This window comes from Sulfitobacter noctilucicola (assembly GCF_000622385.1).
GTDB lineage: Bacteria > Pseudomonadota > Alphaproteobacteria > Rhodobacterales > Rhodobacteraceae > Sulfitobacter > Sulfitobacter noctilucicola.
Map to the genome: position 1 here is coordinate 624,000 of NZ_JASD01000008.1, position 19,098 is coordinate 643,097.

Annotated in this window: 18 protein-coding genes; 4 read left to right on the plus strand and 14 right to left on the minus strand. The window is 55.3% G+C overall.

What is annotated here, in order from left to right; all coding sequences use genetic code 11:
- The first annotated feature begins 1 nt into the window (after window position 1).
- Both Z946_RS0106790 and amt read left to right on the plus strand, forming a co-directional pair.
- A complete protein-coding gene (locus Z946_RS0106790) occupies window positions 2-340 on the plus strand; it encodes a P-II family nitrogen regulator (RefSeq protein ID WP_025054971.1) in 339 nt (112 codons plus the stop codon).
- A gap of 25 nt (window positions 341-365) precedes the next feature.
- A complete protein-coding gene (gene amt / locus Z946_RS0106795) occupies window positions 366-1,694 on the plus strand; it encodes an ammonium transporter (protein ID WP_025054972.1) in 1,329 nt (442 codons plus the stop codon).
- A gap of 303 nt (window positions 1,695-1,997) precedes the next feature.
- Here the strand turns inward: amt and Z946_RS0106800 are convergent, their stop codons facing one another.
- From Z946_RS0106800 to Z946_RS0106820, 5 genes are all read right to left on the minus strand, one after another.
- The gene (locus Z946_RS0106800; RefSeq protein WP_025054973.1) at window positions 1,998-3,182 is read right to left on the minus strand and encodes an amino acid aminotransferase; all 1,185 of its coding nucleotides are present in this window, start codon (window positions 3,180-3,182) and stop codon (window positions 1,998-2,000) included.
- The gene (gene sseA, locus Z946_RS0106805; protein WP_025054974.1) at window positions 3,182-4,036 is read right to left on the minus strand and encodes a 3-mercaptopyruvate sulfurtransferase; all 855 of its coding nucleotides are present in this window, start codon (window positions 4,034-4,036) and stop codon (window positions 3,182-3,184) included. Before sseA ends, Z946_RS0106800 begins: the two co-directional genes overlap by 1 nt.
- 93 nt (window positions 4,037-4,129) lie before the next feature.
- Window positions 4,130-4,402 (minus strand): hypothetical protein, encoded by a 273-nt coding sequence (locus tag Z946_RS0106810; protein WP_174416550.1) that lies wholly within the window; start codon window positions 4,400-4,402, stop codon window positions 4,130-4,132.
- 118 nt (window positions 4,403-4,520) lie between these two features.
- Entirely contained in the window at window positions 4,521-5,009 is a 489-nt protein-coding gene (smpB, locus tag Z946_RS0106815) for an SsrA-binding protein SmpB (RefSeq protein WP_025054976.1), read from the minus strand.
- A gap of 65 nt (window positions 5,010-5,074) precedes the next feature.
- Entirely contained in the window at window positions 5,075-5,893 is an 819-nt protein-coding gene (locus Z946_RS0106820; RefSeq protein ID WP_025054977.1) for a sulfotransferase family protein, read from the minus strand.
- Between the two features lie 143 nt (window positions 5,894-6,036).
- Here Z946_RS0106820 and Z946_RS0106825 point away from each other — a divergent pair, with 143 nt between their 5' ends.
- Window positions 6,037-7,614 carry a DUF5928 domain-containing protein gene (locus Z946_RS0106825; protein ID WP_025054978.1) on the plus strand — a complete coding sequence of 526 codons (1,578 nt, stop codon included), beginning with the start codon at window positions 6,037-6,039 and terminating at the stop codon, window positions 7,612-7,614.
- Window positions 7,615-7,630: 16 nt separating this feature from the next.
- Here Z946_RS0106825 and Z946_RS0106830 read toward each other — a convergent pair whose 3' ends face one another.
- From Z946_RS0106830 to Z946_RS0106870, 8 genes are all read right to left on the minus strand, one after another.
- Entirely contained in the window at window positions 7,631-8,260 is a 630-nt protein-coding gene (locus Z946_RS0106830; RefSeq protein ID WP_025054979.1) for a DUF1523 family protein, read from the minus strand.
- A 13-nt stretch (window positions 8,261-8,273) separates the two neighbouring features.
- Complete coding sequence (locus Z946_RS0106835) at window positions 8,274-8,540, minus strand: hypothetical protein (protein ID WP_025054980.1); 267 nt, start codon at window positions 8,538-8,540, stop codon at window positions 8,274-8,276.
- Window positions 8,541-9,887: a DUF6638 family protein gene (locus Z946_RS0106840; RefSeq protein WP_025054981.1), complete on the minus strand. Its 1,347-nt coding sequence runs from the start codon at window positions 9,885-9,887 to the stop codon at window positions 8,541-8,543.
- Window positions 9,884-10,783 (minus strand): putative phage abortive infection protein, encoded by a 900-nt coding sequence (locus Z946_RS0106845; protein WP_152540561.1) that lies wholly within the window; start codon window positions 10,781-10,783, stop codon window positions 9,884-9,886. Before Z946_RS0106845 ends, Z946_RS0106840 begins: the two co-directional genes overlap by 4 nt.
- The gene (locus Z946_RS0106850) at window positions 10,780-12,717 is read right to left on the minus strand and encodes an AAA family ATPase (protein WP_025054983.1); all 1,938 of its coding nucleotides are present in this window, start codon (window positions 12,715-12,717) and stop codon (window positions 10,780-10,782) included. The genes Z946_RS0106845 and Z946_RS0106850 overlap by 4 nt, the downstream gene beginning before the upstream one ends.
- A gap of 63 nt (window positions 12,718-12,780) precedes the next feature.
- Window positions 12,781-13,902, minus strand: coding sequence for a hypothetical protein (locus Z946_RS0106855; RefSeq protein ID WP_025054984.1), 1,122 nt, complete (start codon window positions 13,900-13,902; stop codon window positions 12,781-12,783).
- Between the two features lie 284 nt (window positions 13,903-14,186).
- On the minus strand, window positions 14,187-15,263 hold the full coding sequence (locus Z946_RS0106865) for a coiled-coil domain-containing protein (protein ID WP_025054986.1): 1,077 nt from the start codon (window positions 15,261-15,263) through the stop codon (window positions 14,187-14,189).
- A gap of 114 nt (window positions 15,264-15,377) precedes the next feature.
- Window positions 15,378-16,610, minus strand: a complete 1,233-nt coding sequence (locus tag Z946_RS0106870; protein WP_025054987.1) for an MFS transporter — start codon at window positions 16,608-16,610, stop codon at window positions 15,378-15,380.
- Between the two features lie 192 nt (window positions 16,611-16,802).
- On the opposite strand from Z946_RS0106870, the gene Z946_RS0106875 reads away from it, so the two are divergent.
- A complete protein-coding gene (locus Z946_RS0106875) occupies window positions 16,803-18,275 on the plus strand; it encodes an NAD-dependent succinate-semialdehyde dehydrogenase (RefSeq protein WP_025054988.1) in 1,473 nt (490 codons plus the stop codon).
- A 31-nt stretch (window positions 18,276-18,306) separates the two neighbouring features.
- Here Z946_RS0106875 and Z946_RS0106880 read toward each other — a convergent pair whose 3' ends face one another.
- The gene (locus Z946_RS0106880; protein ID WP_025054989.1) at window positions 18,307-19,017 is read right to left on the minus strand and encodes a lysozyme family protein; all 711 of its coding nucleotides are present in this window, start codon (window positions 19,015-19,017) and stop codon (window positions 18,307-18,309) included.
- Window positions 19,018-19,098: the final 81 nt, after the last annotated feature.

The window sequence follows — 19,098 nt, forward strand, 5'->3', positions numbered from 1 at the left end:
GGTGAAACTCATCATTGCAACAATCAAACCATTCAAACTTGAGGAAGTGCGCGAAGCACTGACCGAGGCGGGGGTCCGCGGCTTGATGGTCACTGAAATCAAGGGGTTCGGCGCGCAGTCGGGTCACACGGAAATCTATCGCGGCGCAGAATACGTGGTGAACTTTGTACCCAAGGTCAAACTGGAACTTGTGGTGTCGGATGCCGTCGCAGACCAGATGGTCGAAGTGATTTCACGCACCGCTCAGACGGGCAAAATCGGCGATGGCAAGATCTTTGTCCTCGACGTTGAACAAGCCGTGCGCGTGCGCACCGGCGAGACTGGCGAAGACGCTATCTAAGCAAAGCTTTACGAGGGATAAACAGATGACACTGTCAAAAACACTACTCCTAACCGCGACGGCAATCGCCGTCCCATCGCTGGGCTGGGCCCAGGATGCGGATGCTGCGGCTGTCACCGCCGAGATGGTCTGGATTATGAACACATTGCTGTTCCTGATCGGCGGCTTCCTGGTATTTTTCATGGCGTGTGGTTTTGCCATGCTTGAAGGCGGGCTGGTGCGTTCCAAAAACGTGACCATGCAGATGACCAAAAACGTCGCACTCTTTTCACTGGCGACAATCGCGTATTGGGCATTCGGTTATAATCTGATGTACCCACTGGGCACATGGTCAGTCGAAGGCGTTCTTTCCGGTGTTTTCGGTCCCGGCGTTCTCGAAGCGGTTGGCGTAGATCTAGCCGGCGCTGATGATGGCGAATACGCCTCAACCGGTTCCGACTTTTTCTTCCAGTTGATGTTCTGCGCTGCAACGGCCTCAATCGTTTCCGGTGCACTGGCCGAACGGATCAAACTCTGGCCCTTCCTGATCTTCGTAATCGTCCTGACGGGCATCATCTATCCTTTGCAGGCTTCCTGGAAATGGGGCGGTGGCTTCCTTGACGAGATGGGCTTCCTCGACTTTGCGGGCTCCACAGTTGTGCACTCCGTCGGTGGCTGGGCTGCTCTTGCAGGCGCGCTTATCCTTGGTCCACGTATCGGCAAATACAAAGATGGCCGTGTTAACCCGATGCCTGGCTCCAACCTCGCACTGGCAACACTGGGTATGTTCATCCTTTGGCTCGGCTGGTTCGGCTTCAACGGTGGCTCTCAATTGGCAATGGGTTCCGTAGGCGACATCGCTGACGTCTCCCGCATCTTCGCCAATACGAATGCGGCTGCTGCCGGTGGCGCTGTTGTGGCGCTGATCCTGACACAGCTTCTCTACAAGAAGCCTGACCTTACGATGATCCTGAACGGCGCTCTTGCTGGCCTCGTTTCCATCACAGCCGAGCCTCTGACGCCAAGTCTTGGCATGGCAACGTTGATCGGCGGCATCGGCGGTGTGATCGTAGTCTTCGCAGTTCCAATGCTCGACAAGTTCAAGATTGACGATGTTGTCGGCGCGATCCCTGTGCACCTTTGTGCAGGCATCTGGGGCACCATCGCGGTTGTTCTGACAAACGGCGACGCAAGCCTCGGCACGCAGCTCTACTCCATCCTCGTCGTAGGTATCTTTACCTTCGTCGTCTCCGGTGTGGTCTGGTTCATCCTCAAGGCAGTTGTTGGCATCCGTGTCAGCGAAGAAGCCGAGATCATGGGTCTGGATACTTCAGAGCTGGGCATGGAAGCCTACCCTGAGTTCTCCAAAGGCTAATCCAATTGGGTTGGCCGACCTCCCTGGCCAACCAGTTCCTGAGGGCCCCGTTTTCGGGGCCCTCTTTTTTGTTTATATTGCTACTGAATATGTCGTCTCATTTGCGGTGGAGACTTCAGAACCAAGAGTTGGGCGGCACCGAAGTCGCCCGGCACCATCGCTATCTGGTTCTGCATGACGCACAGCACTGTGGCAAAAGCGGCCATCCTTCAGGAAGGTATTCGCTAAGTGCGCCCTAGACGTGGGTGGACGCGCAAGCCAGTCTTGGCCCCATCAAGGCCGCGACCTGCCGCGCCGAAGTGTCTAAATTCCTACGTCGATGATCGCCTGCGCAAGGATTGGCACGCTTTTCGTGTTCAACCCTGCGATGTTCATCCGGCTGTCACCGACCATGTAGATACCGTGCTCTGTGCGCAGCTGCTCCACCTTCTCTGGTGTCGTGCCAAGGCGTGAAAACATACCGCGGTGTTGCGCCAGAAATCCGAACCGGTCCGAGCCAGACAAACGCTGCAATTCATCCGCCAGCTGCTGACGCAGGTCCAACATCGCGTTGCGCACCTCTTCCAGCTCTGCCATCCAGTCCGCCTTGAGCGTCGCGTCGTTCAGGATCGTCGACACAACACGTGCGCCGTGATCGGGAGGAAAGCTGAAGTTCTGGCGATTCAGATAGGCCAGCGTCTGCTGGTTCAGATCATGTGCAGTAGCATCCGATGCCACTGCCATCAAAAGCCCCGTACGTTCACGGTAAATCCCGAAATTCTTGGAACAGCTCGCCGCGATCAGGCACTCCGGCACGGAGGACACAATTTTGCGCGTCGCGGCGGCGTCTTCCTGCAGGCCATCACCGAAACCCTGATAAGCAATGTCGATCATCGGCGTGGCACCTGTGCTTTGTAGCACATCAATGACCGCGTCCCATTCTGTCGCGTTCAGGTTTGCCCCTGTAGGGTTGTGACAGCATCCATGTAGCAAGATCACATCGCCAGCATGGGCCGTCTTGAGATCAGCGAGCATACCGTCGAAATCCACGCCACGCGTTTCGTTGTCAAAGTACCGATAAGGGACAATTTCAATATTCAGATACTTGAGCATCGACAGATGGTTCGGCCATGTCGGATCAGACACGAAAACCCGCGCATCAGGCTTGGCCATCTGGATCAGTTCAAACGCCTGACGGACAGCACCTGTTCCACCCGGTGTCGCGGCGGCCGCGACTGTTGCGCGCGGCACAGCGCCATCCAACACCAGATCAATCATTGCATCGGCAAATGCCGGATCACCCGCAAGACCTGTATACACCTTGCTGTCCTGCGCTTCCCAGATTTTGTGCTCTGCCGCCTTTACAGCCCGCATCACGGGCGTGAGACCCGTTGCATCCTTATAAACGCCAACGCCCAAATCGACCTTCGTCTCGCGAGGGTCGTCTTTGTACATTTGCATCAAGGCAAGGATTTTGTCGGCAGGTTGTGCTTTGAGTGTCTCGAACATCATGCGTCTCCGGTTGCAACGGGTACGGTCGGGAACATCCCCCACTCGGCCCATGATCCATCATAAAGTGACCAATCCGCGTGCCCCATACGGGCCAGCGCGAGCGAAAGGATCGCCGCGGTCACACCGGACCCGCAGGACGTGATTACCGGCTGCTCCAGATCGACACCCGCCGATTCAAAAATCTGGCGCGTTTCATCCACGGATTTCATCGTCTTGTCGTCGTTCAGCAACAACTCGTAATGCACATTGCGCGACCCGGGAATATGTCCGGCGCGCAGTCCCTCGCGCGGCTCGGGCGCTTCGCCCCTGAAACGCGCGGGCGCACGGGCATCCACAATCTGCGGCGCACCCAGCTTGCTTGCCTGTGCCACCTGAGTCACATCGCGGACCAACTGGTTTTGCACGCGGACTGTCATATGGCGGTCGCGGGGAATGGGTGGCATATCTTCTGTCGGATTTCCTTCGGCGACCCACTTGGGCAGCCCACCATCCAGAACGGCCACGTTCTCCTGTCCCATCAACTTGAACAGCCACCAGACCCGCGCTGCAGACATCAGACCGGCACCATCATAAACGACGATCTGATGGCCATCACCCACGCCCATCGCACGCATGCGCGACATAAACTTCTCTACAGGAGGGGCCATATGAGGCAGGTCGGACCGCGCATCCGAAATCTCTTCGATATCGAAGAACCGCGCGCCGGGTATGTGAGATTCTGCGTATTCGCTTTCGGGATCACGCCCTGCGTCTGGCAGGTACCACGACCCGTCCAGAATACGCAGATCAGGGTCCTTCAGGTGCTTGGCCAGCCAAGCGGTTGAGACCAGCGTTTTTGGATCGTCAGTCATCATATACCCCCCAAACAAAGTTATCTTTGCCTAGCGTTCTGACTGGGGGCTGACAAGAGCAGGCGGCGCATGCCGCCCGTTCTGATGCGCTATTTAGCTCATTTTGTTGCGGATCATGCTTACAATCGCAAGAACCGCACCACCGCCGATGCCACCACCGGCAATCTGGCTGATGATTGAACCGATATCCATGCCGCCACCTGCAGCGCCGGCACCAAGAAGCGAGGTCAGGATTGTGCCACCAAGGCCGCCACCTACGATACCCGAAATTGAGTTAATCAATGTACCCTGATCGATGCCACCAACAGCTTTACCCGCGACATTGCCGCCAACAGCGCCTGAAATCAGTCCGATAATAAGTTCCATAGTCATATTCCTTTTTGCCGCATTCTGTCCCTCGACACCCGCAGCGCGGCGCACCAAGGGTGACTGGAACCTAAACTATGTTGATTGTTACCAAACGGGGAATTCGGAGTGGAATTGCTCAGCCGTGGTCTTTCAGCAAACGCGATTTCTGCCGTGACCAGTCGCGCTTGGCAGAGGCTTCGCGCTTGTCATGGTTTTGTTTGCCCTTCGCGATCCCGATTTTAACTTTCGCCATTCCGCGATGGTTAAAATACATCACGAGCGGTACGAGCGTCATGCCCTTGCGCTGTGTAGCGCTCCAAAGGTCGGCAAGCTGTTTACGGCTTACCAGCAACTTGCGCCGCCGCCGTTCCTCATGTCCGAATGTCTTGGCCTGTTTATAAGGCGCAATATAGGAGTTCACGAGCCACAGCTCACCATCCTCGACCGCAGCATAACTTTCAGCGATATTGGAGCCGCCCATCCGAAGGGATTTGACCTCTGACCCCTCAAGCATAATGCCACACTCGATATCTTCCTCGATCGCATAATCATACCGCGCGCGGCGGTTTTCTGCGATGACCTTATAATTCGGGTCGGACTTCGTTGATGACTTTACCTGTGACATAGTTGCCATCTAAGGCCGCAGGCATCCGCGTGCAAGAGAGGGTGCCGTGCACAAGGCCGAATACACTAGTCACCAAGCTTCCGGTGTACCTCATCCAGATCAATCTCGCCTATCGGCATTTTGTTTCCCGGATTGTCGAAATCGTATTTGAACAGGTCAAAGTCCCGCTTATAGATCTCGCGGATCAGATGCATCGACAGGTCGTCAAAGTAATCCTCAACCGGATGCGCACGTTTGGGGCCGTGCCCCTCGCTTTCGTTAAACCGTGGGATATCTTCGATCTTGACCTTATGCGGCGTCTTGATCGACGTCAGGACGTCTTTCATCCCGTCATTGAACTTCTCGGTCCAAACGATCTTGTCATAAGTGCCGCCATTCGCGATGAAGGTGCTGATGTGGCCTGACATTGCGGACCAGTGAATGTCAGGATCCATAGGGCGGCGCCACCGGATGGTATCACGCGCGAATAACAAGAACCGTCGGAAGCTTGCAATCTGGTCAAACTCCTCTTTGCCGTCCTCACCGCCAACGTCGATGCCGTATTTCTGGATCAACAACGGCACCAGATTCCCGCGGTACCGCTTGCCGTTGCGCTGAATGCCGCAAATCTTGTCGAAAAACGACGACAGGATACGGGTATAAGGGTTGCGTACGCAGGTGAAGGCGTATGAGGAATGGTTCGTCACGTTCGCAGTGATCGGGATCTGCGACGGTTCCAGCGCCCACTTGTGCATGCCCGACTGGGCATCATGGATGTCCCCGTCAAAGAACGTGCCATGGTCAGAGTAGAACATGATTTGGCCGATGGTCGAGCAGGCGCATTTGGGCACCACACGGTACACCACGCTCTCGCTCTCTGTCATCCAGGTTCCGGGAAACCCCATACTGCGCGCCCTCTGTTTTTATGTGACTGCTTTTGCAACAGTTCAATATTGGCTCAAAAAAGCAAATTAATGGTGTTTATTCAATCTGTCTTCCCCTTTATCACTGTAAACAATAAAAGACCAAAGGGCAGTCTGTTTCCTCTATGGCTAAAATCGCCTATATCTTGCTATGCCACAAGGACCCCGAGGCCATCATCAGGCAAGCGGAGCGTCTAACTGCGGTTGGCGATTATATGTCGATCCACTTTGACGCTTCGGCCAGTGCGTCCCTTTTCAAAGAGATCAAGGACGCCCTGAAGGACAATCCTAACGTCACTTTTGCAAAGAAGCGGATCAAGTGCGGCTGGGGTGAATGGTCTTTGGTTCAGGCAACGCTGAACGCTGTTCAATCTGCCGTTGACGCCTTCCCCCGCGCAACACATTTTTACATGCTGTCAGGCGATTGCATGGCAATCAAGTCAGCCGAGTATACCCACAAATTCCTCAACGATAACGACGCCGACTTTATCGAGAGCTTTGACTACTTCGACAGTGACTGGATCAAGACTGGCTGGAAGGAAGAGCGCCTGATCTACCGCCATCTGGTCAACGAGCGTGAACACAAAAAGCTGTTCTACTTCATGTTCGAAGTTCAAAAGCGCCTGAAACTGGAGCGTAAAATTCCAGAGGACCTTCAGATCATGATCGGTTCGCAGTGGTGGTGTCTGCGACGCGAAACCATCGAGGCACTGCTAAAGTTTGTGCGCAAGCGCCGTGATGTTGTGCGCTTTTTCAAGACGACGTGGATCCCGGACGAAACATTCTTTCAGACGCTTGTGCGCCACTTGGTAGCCGAAGACGAAATCCGTTCGCGCACTCTGACCTTTCTGATGTTCACCGACTACGGCATGCCGGTGACATTTTATAACGACCATTACGAGCTGCTGTTGTCACAAGATTACTTGTTTGCCCGCAAGATCAGCCCGGATGCAGCGGACCTCAAACGCCGCCTTGGGTTGCTCTATGTGGCGCAGGGCGTGCAATTCATGATCAGCAACGAAGGGCGCAGCCTCTTCCAGTTCCTTTCGGGTCGCGGACGCATCGGTCGTCGTTTTGCTACCCGTTTTTGGGAAACCGAAAGCACACTTGGACGCGAACGCGAATTGCTGATTGTCGTGTGCAAGAAATGGCACGTGGCCAAACGGGTACTCGAACGCATTCGGCAGGTGACGAATGTCCCGGCCATCGAATATCTTTTTAACGAAGAAGACACGCCGCTGCCTGATCTTGGTGGCATCCAGAACACACTGGAAAAACGCCATCGCCACCGCCGCGCGCTGATGCGGATGCTGTTTGACTATTTCGAAACCGACAAACTCATCATCTGCATGGACCCGGCCAACCTTGATCTGCTGAACGACTTCGCCGCTGACCGGTCTGTGACACGCATCATGGAAATCGAATGCCAGTTTTCCGACGACTATCTGACCGGCCACGCGATGCGTGTGGGCCTGGCTGGCGATCAGACATCTGTGGATACGTTGGAGCGGTTGTTGCCAACCATCCGCAATGACATGGTCTTTGAAAGCGACAGGATCCGCGATGCGCAGTTCGAACATTTGACCCGCATGCGCGAGACTGCCGATGTTGAAAAGAACGCCGATGCACTGAGCGAGTTTCTGGCCATTCCTAGAGAGAAGGCCCACGACATAGCATCAACCGACTATCTATTCGCAGACTAGCGCACTTGCGGCAGGATCACGCTTTCTTTTTCCACGTCCCCAACCAGCGTTTCACAGCGCCGCTGCGCTCGGCCATATCATCCTCAATGGCCTCTAGCGTTGGATCAATGCGCGACATGCGGAACCTGCGCCAGCGCACGTAGATCGCCCAGACAATCGCCGCAAACAGCGTAATGATAAAGATATTCAGGAACGGAATGCCTTTGGACGCATCAGGCCCGTCAACGGGGCGCAGCGAAATTGCGTTCGGGAAGATCGTGAAAAACTCGTTGCGCCAGCCGTAATGCTTGATCGCATAGTACTGCGCAGCATCCGCCGTTGATTTGGCATCTGCCGCCTCTGCCTGCAAATTCGATGTGTCGAATTTGAAATACGGCGGCCAGCCCCAGCCGGTATCCTCATTGCGGTAGACCATCACATCACCTTTGGCGCGCCGCGTCTGGATAAAGAACACATCTCGGTTCGCCATCGTACCGTCCGAGCCCACATCGGCCTGCGACCAGAACAGTGCATTCTCACCGGGATCGATCCGTTTTTCATAGGTGTCCGTCACCCGCACGATATCCACTTGCGGCAGCGTGTAATGAAACACCGCAATCACCAGCAGCCAGATCGTGCTCCAGAAAACCCATTTGATCATCGTCACCATTGCACGTTCCTCAGGTAAAATTCGTCAGATAGATGATGATCCCGATCACCACCACAGGCACTATATACACACCCAGTATCAGCTTGCGCCGGATCGACCCGTCATAGCGCTCAAGGCCCCGTTGCACAAAGGTATCACGATCCACCAGCTGCTTGCCATCGTGCCACTTCTTCTTGAGTTTCGAACGGCGCACAGCACGGCTGTAGAACGACAGCGACACGTAAATGACCGTCAGCGCGATCAGCAGGATGCCGAACAGGCGGATAAATCCAAACATCTATCTCCTCCGTACCGCGCCCCATGGCCCGACCTTTGCTATCATATCCGGCACCGGCACGCGCTCCGGCTCCTCCATCGGGGCATCGTGACCGAACAAGGTATCGCGCGCGCCCGCCTTATCCACCTGATACTCGGCCACGAGGAAATCCACAACGTAAGCCTTCTTGGCCTCAGACCAGCCGCGATAAGTATCGTAGAATAATTCCTTGTGGCAAATGAACATTTGCCGCGCGTCTTTGGGGGCAAGTTCGGCCAGCAACATATTCACCAGCGCCGCGTCCTTTGTATCAGAAGCCCGCAACGTGTAGAAATACGCCGGATGGTCGCTGGTGATCAGCGGCCATTTGCTCCCCGTCTCGATCCAGTTCACCAGCGCGTTGAGCGCATGAAACTCTTCCGATAAATCCCTGTGGAACCGCCGCGCAAGACTGCGCATGTCAGCCCGTGTTGTCCCGCTCAGATCACCGCCAGCACTTGTCACCGCGTCGATCAGCACAAAATCCATCTTTTGCCGCAGCACATCTGCCGCCCAGTCCTTGCGCCCCTCAAAGATCGGCTCGGCCAATCCGTTCAGCGTCAGAAACTGCGCAATCCGGTTCGGCTCCGAGGCGTCAAATACAAACTCGAGCGGCAATTCACCCAGATGATCCTTACCGCCGGGCGCGATCACTGCCGGATGCTCTACATCCTGAAACAGGTACATCCCGCCGAAATGCGCCGTCCAGAAGTTGCGCTGGTCAAAGCTCATCGCGTTCAGCTTGACCGGATTGCGCGTGATATCACCGGTCTTGCCCGCCAGTGTGATCATCTCACTGATCAGCACATCGTCGTACCAGCCGTCCTTGTCATTCTTGAACCGCCCGACCAGTCGCCCCAACTCCCGCGCATCTTTCACCGCACCGCTCGTTGTATCCGCCTCGACTTCGACGCGGCGGTAGTCAAAGAGCCGCGCGGGCGTGGACACATCGTAAACAGAATTAACCAACTCACCCGCCACCGCATCACGAGCGGTCAGCGCAAAGAGCTGCGCCTCGTTCTGCTGGATAAACTCCTTGAGGATGCCCCGCGAGGTCGAAAATTTCATGTTGAGCAAAGGTGCCGTGCGCTGCTCCATGCTCAGTAGAATAAACTGCCGGTTGACGCCTTGGTGGTTGAGGTACTCGTGGTCTTTCAATTCGTCCCCAACCTCGGGGGAGTAGCCGGAGATGTCGATGTGGAAATCGGTGAGTTTAGTGGTCTTGCCGGAAAGATGATTGAGCGCACGGTTGTAGCGGTCGACGAGCGCGGGGGAGGCGACGTGGAACAGGTTGCCGAACATGAGGCCGTGTTGGATGAGGCGGTTCATGTGGCCTCACCAAAGCACTTGTCGGAGAAGAAAGTGCGATGTTCTTCATATATGAGACGGTCTTTTGGCAAATTGTTAAATATCTCGAATACCTCAATGAACCCTATCATTTTTCTTCCATGTGGCGATCTGGCATTATAGAAAATCAGAAGGAGTTCATCATCAGAAAACAATGCTCGAAACAAGCGCCGGTGGGATTGTTCAGAGAACTTATTCTCAAGAATTACACGCATAGCATTGTAGATGAAGCGAAAATAGTGACCTAGATCCGAATGATGCTTTCCGTAAAGATCGAGATATCGCTCATCAGTCTTATCAAGACGGGTATCTGTATAGAACTTTTCTTCAGTTGTTTTTTCTAAATCCTTCGAGAATGACTTGAAGCAATCTCGACCACTACTGACCACATTACCGGTATCGGAATTTCTCAGGTCAATCGAGTTTACGATAGAGTTGTGGGTATTCAAAAGTTCAAAGAACAGACTCTCAAACCTCTGCTGTTCTAGGTGACTGTTCGTCTTTTCATAAGCCAGGCGAGACTGCGCTAATTCATCTTGAGTCGCTTCTAAAACCTGTCGTTGGGCACGCAACTCGAACGACTGCATAACAACGGCCAATGCTGCGGCAAGAAAAGCCAATGTGCCAAAAATCCCAGCCAAAGTATCGCCAATTTCGTTTGGTCGAGAAACTAGCAACTTTTGCAGGAACGTGCCTGTCACCAGTTCTTCACTTGTGTAAGGAATATGAAAAGCATGGATGATAAACATTCCGAAGACGAAACCGAGAAGCGCGATGAGTACGACAAGCCACGGTCGATTTGGAGCCGGGCTAATCACCCCTCCCTGGGCTCCGCCCGTTCGCGTTGGAAACGCTCCACTGGAGCCTTTCTTATTCAACGCTCACCCCCCGACAAATACCGCTTCTTCGCAGCCTCCATCCGCCCCATCTCGCGCACGGCATTCTCGATCGCCACCTCATCCGACTTATCCGCATAGCGGAACTCGCTGTCCGCGTAGCGGTTGATCTCCTGCACCACCATCTCCACCGTGATCGGCTGGCGCATCCCCTCAATCATCGCCTTCTTCTCGTCGTACCCTTTGAACAGGAACAACTCCGGCTGCTCCATCCATTCATCCGGCAGTTCAAAGTCCATCGCGCGGACCTTGACCGCGTCCGTGATGTTCTTGATCGCCCGCCCCGTGAACCGCGGATCGGCCTCCTGAATCCCCTTCAAATAGGTGCCCAGCTTGTTGATCGTATCCAACTCCCCGATCTCGGAACGTACCGTCTCATAGACCTTCAACAACCCCGCCTCATGCGGTTTCGAATGCCCCTCGAACGAAGCCGCCACCGCCTTCTTGATCGCCTGCGCCTCAAACACCTGATGATCGCCCAGCGGAATATCGTGGTTCTTGCCCATCAGCAGATAGAGGATATCAACGTAATCCTCCCGGGTCTGCGGCCCGTCGACAAGGAACCTTGCCCCCGCCCGCTGCCGCAAAGCATCGTCCACGTTCTCGGGGTAATTCGAGAACATCCCGAAGGTACAATTCCCGCGCACAACCGTATTGGCCCCCGCGAAACTCTCCATCAACACGGCGGTAATCTCCAACTGCCCCGCCGAAGACTGCCGGTCGCCGCGCTTGCCCGCCAGCTGGTCAATATCGTCGATGGTGCCAAAGCCGATGACGCTCGGATCAATAATGTTATTGATAAACGCCTTCGCGTTCTGGCCCGATTTGCCCTGATAGCTGTCGATATTATCCGTGCTCAGGTTCTGATAGCGGAACGGATAATCCGCGTTGGCACAATACTCCGAAATCAGCCCCGCCATCATCTGGATCAGCGTGGTTTTCCCCGTCCCCGGCGCGCCGTCGCCCATGAAGGTAAAGATGAACCCGCCCAATTCTGCAAAGGGGTTCAGCCGCCGGTCAAAGTCATAGGCCATCAGCATCTTGGCAAGTTTCATCGCCTGATACTTGGCGATATGGTTACCCACAACCTCGTTCGGTTTCTTGAACGTCATGGTCAGCTTGGTCGACGCCGCCTTATGCGCAGGCGTAAAGCCGGACACGGTGAAATCATCCGCCTCCACCCGCCAGCTTGCCGATGAAAATGTCTCCAGCCTCGGGGCCGATTGCGCCCGCAGCGCGACCTTTTCCATCAACACTTCGGCAAAGGCTGACACCGTCGCCACCAGACGGGCATCATCCGTCCCATGCGCCGCGATGTCCTGATCCAGCTCCCACAGCACTCCGTGCAGCGCGGTCTGGCCGTTGTCGGTCAGTACTTCCTCTACATCGCCCACCTCAACTGACGCCTCTGGCAGGTGCGAAGACAGCAGATAAGCGGTTGCGTTGCCAAAAACGTAGAGCGTGACCAAGGCCTCCGCCGCCAACAGCTCAGTGAACTCCGACTTGCGGGCGGCAGGCAAGGACCCCTCAAGGTTTGCCCGCTTCAGATCACCGAGGCCCGAATGCTCTGCCACATTCTCTGCCACCGCCAGCGCAATCGCGATAGCGCGGCGCAATGCGTGCAGCACCGTCGCCTGCATCGGCGACATCAGCGCATCATCACCGTCCGCGCCCTCAACCCGTGCAATCAATGACACCGCACCCGATGCCACCCGCCGCTGCGTGACCAGACCCGGTGTCGTGCTGCGAAACCTGCGCCTTGTTCCAATTCCTGACGAGCGTTCCACCGGTTCCGCCCCGGCCGCCGTGCCAATGCGCGGCGCATGGTCGAACCCTTCCAAAAGCGATTGGGCCACCGCAACGTGACCGGCAATATCTTCCTCGCGCAACTCCATTGCGTCTGCCGTCTGCGTCATCGCGCGGCCCTCCTCTTCGCTTGGCCTATAAACTCAATCGCAACATATCGAAGCATCGCACCGCTAGTACTGCAGCACGCGCCCACTGCTGCTCACAACAAATTTTCTGACTGATCCGAAACCCGCCGGCTGCTTTTCATCCAACACCTGGAAAACTGACGTTGGTAGAATAATCGACCGTTCCTGCCGCGTGGCACCCAGATCAGGCCCCTGCGCCGCAAAAGGGTCAAGCGCGAAAACCTCGCGTTCCACGGTCGAGAACCAGCCGGATTTCTGCTCGATCACGCGGTCGCTCACCAGCTCCTCTTCGGTCCAGACCAGCGCCCAGTCCTGTCCATCCGGTGCCCGCGCCTCGGCCAGCACCTCGCGCAAGGGACCCGCCTGACGTGTGTAGGCGTTGGAATACATTGGTCCCAGGTGAAACCGCCGCAGGCGTTTGGGGTGCAGATCGTCAAAATCTTCATCAAAGCCCTTGGCGATGGTCAACAGCTTCAGCCCGCCCAGCGCCTGTGCGCTCAGGTGGGCTTGCACCTCCGGCCAGCGCCGTTGATCTTTGGGCAATCCAACATCTCCGCTGTCCTCAAGCTCCATCATGTAGATGACGGGTAGATTTACCTGACTGTCGTAAGTCGCCCAATGCAAACGGAACTGGCGGCGCCCGACATCCAAATTACCCATCCATTGCGACTGCACATCATTTTGCACCCAGAACAGATCACCCTTCGCCAACTCTTCATAGTATAGCCGCTGCGACAGGGCGAATTGCAGCTTCGTTGGCACGCGACGCTCGCCCAACATGGTTTGCACCATCTGGTCTTTCAGCGTGTCGACCGAGGCCATCGCATCCAGATGCCCACGCGCTTGCTGCGCATCGTTCGCCATGGTCATGATCTCTTCGGCGACCGGGAACCCGCTGTCACGCGCATCCATGGTTAGCGACCCGAAAAACCGCCCCGTCTCCCGACCGGCAAGAAGATACTTCATCCCCAGCGCCTTGAACGTGTGGGTCAGCTTGGCTGCATACCGCGTGAGGATTTCCGTTTCCGCATCATCAAGCGCACCCTCGGCCCGCTGCACCCCTGCCACATGCAACATATGCTGCATGATCCCTTCAAACTTTTTGAAGTACCGGCGGGAGGCGAAGGTATCAGATAGCCCGACATGATCACGTGTCAGATTACTCATGCATCACCGTCACAGAAAAGAATAGCTGTCGGCAAAGGAACAATGCGCACTTAGCCATGTAGCTTACTGCCGCGCCATGCAGACCAGAGCACCCAAAGCATAAGCAAAGCACCCAGAATCAGGCTCGCGCCACCAAAAATTGACCATAATGTTCCCAAAAAGCTCGCAAGTGGATCAAAGACTGTGCCAGCCCCAGCTCCAGCAAGAAACGCTAGGACTAGCGGGATGGCGATCATCCAGAGACCCGTCAGGAATGGCACGCGATGCGTTTTATCCGGTCGCATTCAGGCCCCGTATTGGTTGCTGTCGTGCTTGTCGACAATCGCTTGGAACCTGCGTGCAAACCGCTCGTCCGCCTTGGCTTTCGCCTCAAGCACCTCGCGCGCAAAGACCATGTGATCTTCGTGCTTTTCCATCATCTCGGCCATGCGCGCGTTGGTGGCGGCACCGATACCCGCCATGGCGGATTGCGCCTCCTGGTCCGTCTTTACGCCGATCTCGTTGATACGGTGCGCGACGTCCTGCTGCTGTGCAGTCTTCAGCGATTTAGTCAAAGCATCGTACAGAACGACCCGTTGCTTGGTGTCAGTCTGCAGCTTGTTGATCAGAACCATCTGCGTAGCAGCCTGGTTCTGCAAACTATCGATCCAAGTTTTGCCTTTCTCGATATAACGCTCCAGCGTCTGGCTCTTGGCGAGCTTGACCTGTTCGTCCTGAACAAGCGCATTGTACTTTGTGTTCGCCTCGGCCAGCTCGGTTTCCAGCTTCGTTCGCTTGGCGGCGTCCGTCTCAGATGCGATGGCATTTTCCAGTTTAATGATAGCGGGGTCCATCGCCTGCAATTCAGTACGAACGGATTCCAACTCACCCACTGTAAACTCACGTTCATCCAGCGTGCCTGTCAGGTTTTCCTCAACCTTGACCTTTTGTTCTTCCAGCATCTCAAGCTGGCCCACCAGCAGTCCGACAATAGTGTCCGACTTAGAAATCAGGTCCTGTAGTTTGTCGTCGATAGAAGCAGAGCGCACGCGCTCTTGCCGCATCGCGTCAGACTTGGCGCTTGCAAAAATTCCGACAAAGCTCTCCCAGCCGGTCTTGTTCCGCATTTCGTCAAAGTCACGGCTAAATCCGGCGGTCACGTCGTCCAAACCCATGATGAGCTCAGCAATATTTGCGTTCATAACCTCGGTGTGCGCGTGCACATCTTCGAGCGTAGCATTCTCGATATCGATCTCGATATCATCGCCAGCCTTAAGCTTGGCGCGTGCCGTTTCAATCCGGCTTGTCAGCTCGGCAATCTTGCTCTGCGCTTCAGAAACCTGCGCTTGCGATTTTCTGACCTGAGCATCCAGATTTGACATGCCAAACTCCCTATTTCCTAATTCGTTAATTCTCATATAGGCAATGTAAATCCATTTTACATCACCCGTTTTCCACTACCTTCGCAAAACCCATCTGTATTGAAAAGACCTTACCTACTCGGCCGCGCTGCTCCCGATCCGCGACCAACGCACGGATACAAGCAGCAAAGCAAAGGCCGCCATACCAGCAAGAGTATATCCAGCCAGCGTCATCTGAATATCAGAATAGGCCATGACCGCCCCTTCCTGTACATTCGCCGATGCCACAAGGAGGGATCCTGCGAGAAGCAAACGACCGCCGAAACTTTGAAGCGACAGGTAGGTGGCACGACCCTGATCCCCAAGCAAGGGCTGTATTCGTGCCATCATAAACGGTTTCGAAAAAGAATCCGGTACCATCCGGAAAAACAGCATGATGATGGCAAAGGCCGAGCTGGTTGCGGCCATAACACCGATCAAGGCAATCTGAATAAACAAAGCCAACAGCAAAATAGCGGCCAGCCCGATGCGCGCCCTCAGCCAGACTGCGACCAGCGACGCCGCTACGGACACCAACATCATCACCGCTGACACAGACCCGCTTACAATAGATGCGTCCAAGGGCCAGATCAGGCGATCCATGGCTTGCGCAATAAATGGTTGGCCAAAGACAAATGGAACATGACTGAAACCGTACATCACCACCGCCAGCATAAAGAGCCAGACCAGAACAGGTTGCCGCATGGATTGCCTAAAGAACCGCCACTGGGCCGCCAACCCGATGGTTGTAGGGTCACACATGGCATGCGGCGGTTCGGTAAAGCGCAGGGCGATGAACAGGCAGACCAGGAATGCTATGGCACCGGCCATGAATGCCGCTTCAAACGAATAGCTTGCCATCAGCCCGCCAGTAACGGCCGACAATGCCAGCCCTGTTAACGTCGCACGCCAGCTCAAGGTCTCGTGATGTTCAACCGCTTCCCCGCGCCCGTCCGCCTCAAGAGATTCGTAAAGCAATGCGTGATCCGTACCGGAGGCAAGGGCGGCAGCCGCACCAAGACAGACCTGACCCAGCGCAAAGATGTAAAAATCAGTACCAAACGCAATCAATCCCGCACCCAGCGCCCCCGCAACGGTTGCACCAATCAAGGTGTACCTACGCCCGAGGCGGTCCGACATATAGCCTGACGGCACCTCCAGTGCGGTCGTGGCAACATCATAAACGGCGTAAAGGACAATTGCTTCTGCCGCCGAAAGCTCTGTTTGGAAAAACAAAAACCAGATTGACTGCCAAAAGATCAGGTTTTGTACGAACTTGAACCATGGATAAAGCCGCACGTTCCGCGCCATGCCAGCATGGCGCGTCATGTGTTGACTACCGGTCCGGCCGAGAAAGAAGATAATGCGCCATTCATGGTTGCCACCATTGCCGCGCGAACCTCGGTCGTCCAGTCTTTTGCCTTAGGTAGGCCCGTCTTCAAGTGCTGCAAATCCCAGTCAGGCTGGACAATCACGCCTAATATTGCAATGGCTGCGGCAAATCATAGCGGAGAGACTGATATGACCGACGCAACCAATCTGAAATCTATTCTCAAAGATCCAAGCCTTCTTGAAACACGTGCCTATATCGGTGGCAAATGGGTTGATGGCGACGACGGAACATTTGACGTCACAAACCCTGCACGCGGCGATGTCGTGGCAAAGGTTGCCAACCTGAGCCGCGCGCAGGTCGCTGGTGCCATCGCGCAGGCAGAAGCCGCTCAGAAAGAATGGGCCAAGTGGACCGGTAAGGAACGTGCCGCCGTCATGCGTAAATGGTTCGACCTGATGATGGAGAACCAGGACGATCTTGGCGCAATACTGACTGCAGAGCAGGGCAAACCATGGGCTGAAGCCAAGGGCGAAATCGGTTATGGCGCGTCCTTCATCGAATTCTTCGGCGAAGAAGCCAAGCGCATCTATGGCGAAACAATCCCGGGCCACCAGCGTGACAAGCGGATTACAGTAATCAAGCAACCCATCGGCGTTGCCGCATCAATCACGCCTTGGAACTTCCCCAATGCGATGATTACCCGCAAAGCAGCGCCAGCATTGGCTGCCGGGTGTGCTTTCGTTGCGCGCCCTGCCGCCGAGACACCTTTGTCTGCTATCGTTATGGGTGTGCTGGCCGAGCGTGCGGGCATCCCCGCCGGCGTCTTCAATGTCGTGCCGTCATCATCATCATCAGCCGTAGGCAAGGAATTCTGCGAAAACCCCGCGGTACGCAAAATCACCTTTACCGGCTCCACCGAGGTGGGTCGCATCCTGCTAAAGCAGGCTGCAGATCAGGTGATGAAGTGCTCCATGGAGCTGGGTGGCAATGCGCCGTTTATCGTGTTTGACGACGCGGACCTGGACGCAGCTGTCGAAGGCGCGATCCTGTGTAAATTCCGTAACAACGGCCAAACCTGTGTATGCGCCAACCGCATCTACGTGCAGGCAGGTGTCTATGATGCCTTCGCCGAAAAGTTGAAAGCGCGCGTTGAAAAGATGAAAGTCGGTGACGGCTTCGAAGACGGTGTGGAGCTTGGCCCACTGATCAACAACGATGCCTCCGAGAAGGTCAAAGAACACGTGGAAGACGCCCTGTCTAAAGGTGCGACCATCCTTCTGGGTTCCAAGGAAGAGAAAATGGAAGGCAACTTCCTGGCTCCGACAATCCTTACCGGTGTGACGCAAGACATGGCCGTATCAAAAGAAGAGACCTTTGGCCCGCTCGCCCCTTTGTTCAAGTTCGACAATGAAGACGATGTCATCGAGATGGCAAATGACACCATCTTCGGCCTGGCGTCCTACTTCTATGCCAAAGACCTTAGCCGCGTTTACAAAGTAGCCGAGGCGCTGGAATACGGCATCGTCGGCGTGAACACCGGCATCATCTCGACCGAAGTGGCGCCATTCGGTGGGGTCAAACAGTCGGGCCTTGGGCGCGAAGGCTCGCACCACGGGATCGAAGACTATCTTGAGATGAAATACATCTGCATGAGCGTCTAAACCAAAGGAAGGCGGGGACTACTGCCCCGCCTTACCCTTCTTTCGGTTCAATCTGTGCGATGACGGCATCGAACCGCGCCCAAGTAACTGAAGCCTTATTCCCTGCAACGCCATGATAATGCGACTTGCCTGACGAATTTGGTAACCCTGCCCAGATTTTTGCCAGATTGTTCATAAACGCTTTGCGGCCCAGCTCCCCTTTGCGAAAGCGTTTTAATCCCGCTTCTGCCAGTAAGACATCAGCAAGCTGGTCCTGCACATCCGCGTCAAACTGTTCCTTGAGACTGATACCAACTTTGCGCACCACCCGTTTTAGGGTCGAGGGAATGAACTGATAGCGCCCGATGGCGTGCGGCTGCCCGGGGGTATCCGCGATCCATTGGTAGATTTCTTCCAATGTCATTTCCGTTGGCCGCTTGGGCGGTTTGATCCGCGCACCGAATTGAACCGCATTATATCCGTCCCGCCGCGACTCCGCTTCTTCGATGATGGCACGAATGGCCATTACATCTGTTCCCTGCCGCACTGATGGCATTCGGCCCAAAACAGCCGGTTCTGCCCGCACACGCTCTGAGAACATACCGCCCTCGGCGCGGCCCATAAACAAAGCAGGAGAGCCCGGGTCCGAGGAACTCCGTGCAGAAACAAAAACAACACCGTCATTAAAAAGGGACACCGCCTGGCCCCGAACGGCCCCGGCAACCAGTACGCAATAAACCAACACGTGGAAAAGCAGCTTCATAAGCACTCCTACAAAATGGATTTGCAGCGATTTTGACGCAAAAAAGTTGCGAAGGCGTTCAGATCGAAAAAATTTGGAAGA

Bases quoted from the DNA above. Each gene is read 5' to 3' on its own strand.
- amt (WP_025054972.1), top strand. From the start codon at position 366: ATGACACTGTCAAAAACACTACTCCTAACCGCGACGGCAATCGCCGTC.
- Z946_RS0106800 (WP_025054973.1), bottom strand. From the start codon at position 3,182: ATGTTCGAGACACTCAAAGCACAACCTGCCGACAAAATCCTTGCCTTG.
- sseA (WP_025054974.1), bottom strand. From the start codon at position 4,036: ATGACTGACGATCCAAAAACGCTGGTCTCAACCGCTTGGCTGGCCAAG.
- Z946_RS0106810 (WP_174416550.1), bottom strand. From the start codon at position 4,402: ATGGAACTTATTATCGGACTGATTTCAGGCGCTGTTGGCGGCAATGTC.
- smpB (WP_025054976.1), bottom strand. From the start codon at position 5,009: ATGTCACAGGTAAAGTCATCAACGAAGTCCGACCCGAATTATAAGGTC.
- Z946_RS0106820 (WP_025054977.1), bottom strand. From the start codon at position 5,893: ATGGGGTTTCCCGGAACCTGGATGACAGAGAGCGAGAGCGTGGTGTAC.
- Z946_RS0106825 (WP_025054978.1), top strand. From the start codon at position 6,037: ATGGCTAAAATCGCCTATATCTTGCTATGCCACAAGGACCCCGAGGCC.
- Z946_RS0106835 (WP_025054980.1), bottom strand. From the start codon at position 8,540: ATGTTTGGATTTATCCGCCTGTTCGGCATCCTGCTGATCGCGCTGACG.
- Z946_RS0106840 (WP_025054981.1), bottom strand. From the start codon at position 9,887: ATGAACCGCCTCATCCAACACGGCCTCATGTTCGGCAACCTGTTCCAC.
- Z946_RS0106850 (WP_025054983.1), bottom strand. From the start codon at position 12,717: ATGACGCAGACGGCAGACGCAATGGAGTTGCGCGAGGAAGATATTGCC.
- Z946_RS0106855 (WP_025054984.1), bottom strand. From the start codon at position 13,902: ATGAGTAATCTGACACGTGATCATGTCGGGCTATCTGATACCTTCGCC.
- Z946_RS0106865 (WP_025054986.1), bottom strand. From the start codon at position 15,263: ATGTCAAATCTGGATGCTCAGGTCAGAAAATCGCAAGCGCAGGTTTCT.
- Z946_RS0106870 (WP_025054987.1), bottom strand. From the start codon at position 16,610: ATGACGCGCCATGCTGGCATGGCGCGGAACGTGCGGCTTTATCCATGG.
- Z946_RS0106875 (WP_025054988.1), top strand. From the start codon at position 16,803: ATGACCGACGCAACCAATCTGAAATCTATTCTCAAAGATCCAAGCCTT.
- Z946_RS0106880 (WP_025054989.1), bottom strand. From the start codon at position 19,017: ATGAAGCTGCTTTTCCACGTGTTGGTTTATTGCGTACTGGTTGCCGGG.